The organism is Aneurinibacillus tyrosinisolvens (assembly GCF_001015055.1).
In the GTDB taxonomy this organism is placed as follows: Bacteria; Bacillota; Bacilli; order Aneurinibacillales; family Aneurinibacillaceae; genus Aneurinibacillus_A; species Aneurinibacillus_A tyrosinisolvens.
In genome coordinates this window covers 1-693 of the sequence record NZ_BBWZ01000125.1, presented here as the reverse complement: position 1 = coordinate 693, position 693 = coordinate 1, and the positions used below count along the sequence as shown (strand labels likewise).

Sequence of the window (693 nt, the reverse complement as noted above, 5' to 3'; positions counted from 1 at the left end):
TCCCTCTATATAAAAACGAATTTCTCTTATTTTCTTCTGTTTTCTCACGATTTTAAGGTGATACAGATTTAGAAGGCCCTGTTTAATCGGAATTATAAGTTAGATTAGGATATTATTGGAGGAGGAGGCCAAAAAAAGCCACACCTACCTATCCACTCCAATCCAAAAAGTGGATAATTAGTTAATGTATGGTCGCATGAATGGATGTCCACATTTCTCATGGAGGTCAACCCTCCCATGTCTCACAGAGTCTTCGCTCCAAAATTCCTTCGTCCAACCTTTCCATGAGGTGGATGTCAGTAATGCTGCCCGACAGGGTCTATGCCCGCAATATAGTTTAATGACTGACTAATCCGTGCTTCAAATGTCTTCTAAATCTATAAACCTTCCAAATGCCTGATTACCTGACAGAAAACAAAAAAGTTAAGCTGCACTCTTTGCGAGTGCCATGTGAGGGATGTCCCTTAACATTCTTTCTTCACTAAACTCACACTGCTTTTTACCGACGGTAAACAACACACGTATCAACTTGTTACACAAAGCGATGAGAGACTGCATCTTTTTCAAAGGATTATTGGGTCGTGTTGTATAGTACGCGTGAAGAGCTTTAAAAGCTGTATTCTTGCCGACTAAAGGCATAATGACGCGGAAGAGGAGCGCTCTCAAGGTCTTGCGACCTCTCTTCGTTATCTT

1 pseudogene is annotated in these 693 nt (G+C 41.1%); it reads right to left on the bottom strand.

Going from position 1 to position 693, the window contains the following annotated elements:
* Positions 1 to 423: 423 nt before the first annotated feature.
* Positions 424 to 693, bottom strand: a pseudogene (locus MBEAL2_RS33440) (IS110 family transposase); the annotation flags it as partial.